This window comes from Mesorhizobium sp. M2C.T.Ca.TU.002.02.1.1 (assembly GCF_003997225.1).
Map to the genome: position 1 here is coordinate 1 of NZ_RZTO01001232.1, position 1,206 is coordinate 1,206.

Sequence of the window (1,206 nt, forward strand, 5' to 3'; positions counted from 1 at the left end):
CTATGTGACGCTGTCGACGATCCTGACGCCGCGCATCGGCGCTGCCGCGCTGATGGCCTTCCTGGTCGCCGGTCAGCTGATCGCCGGCATGCTGATCGACCGCGCCGGTTTCCTGGGCGTGGCGGTGCGCGAAATCTCGCTTGGCCGTGTCGCCGGCGCCGTGCTCTTGCTTGCCGGGGCGCTGCTCATCCGGCTCTACTGATGCGAGTCGACCTGTTCGACTTCGACCTGCCGGAGGAGCGCATCGCGCTTCGCCCGGCAGAGCCGCGCCACAGCGCCAGGCTGCTGATCGTCAAGCCGGGCGAACCATTGCAGGACCGCATCGTCTCCGATCTGCCGTCGCTGCTTCGCCAAGGCGACGTGCTGGTGTTCAATGACACCAAGGTCATTCCGGCGCAGCTCAAAGGCATGCGCAAGCGCGGCGAGGCGGTGGCGCAGGTCGAGGCGACGCTGCATATGCGCGTGGCGCCGGACCGCTGGCAGGCCTTCATGCGGCCGGGAAAACGCATCGCTGCCGGCGACCGCATCCATTTCGGCCATGACCAGAATTCCTGCTTCCTCGGCCAGCTCGACGCGACGGTGCTCGAAAAGGGCGAGGCGGGCGAGGCGCTGCTCGGCTTCGATCTTTCCGGGCCATTCCTCGACGAGGCGCTGCATGCGGTCGGCCATATTCCGCTGCCGCCTTACATCGCCTCGAAGCGCGACGATGACGAGCGCGACCGCGCCGATTACCAGACCATCTACGCCAGGGAAGAGGGCGCCGTCGCGGCCCCTACCGCCGGGCTGCATTTCACGCCGGAGCTGTTTGCGGCGCTCGACGCCAAGGGCGTCGAGCGCCGCTTCGTCACGCTGCATGTCGGCGCCGGCACCTTCCTGCCGGTCAAGGCTGACGACACGGCCAATCACAAGATGCATGCCGAGACCGGCTCGGTGAGTCCGGAGACGGCGGCGGCGCTCAACGCGGCCAGGGCGCGGGGAGGGCGGATCATCTGCGTCGGCACGACATCGCTGCGGCTTTTGGAAAGTGCCGCGCGCGACGACGGCATGATCGAGCCCTGGTCCGGACCCACCGACATCTTCATCACGCCCGGCTACCGTTTTCGGACGGCCAACATGCTGATGACCAATTTCCATCTGCCGCGCTCGACGCTGTTCATGCTGGTCTCGGCCTTCAGCGGGCTTGAGACAATGCGCTCGGCCTATGCG

General features: G+C 67.2%; 2 protein-coding genes. Both read left to right on the forward strand.

The annotated features are described in order from the left end of the window. On the forward strand, window positions 1–202 hold a 202-nt coding region (locus EOD07_RS35025), incomplete at its 5' end, for a DMT family transporter (RefSeq protein ID WP_206519659.1). Then, window positions 202–1,206, forward strand: a 1,005-nt coding sequence (gene queA, locus EOD07_RS35030; RefSeq protein WP_127238405.1) for a tRNA preQ1(34) S-adenosylmethionine ribosyltransferase-isomerase QueA, incomplete at its 3' end; no start/stop codon positions are given. The genes EOD07_RS35025 and queA, both read left to right, overlap by 1 nt.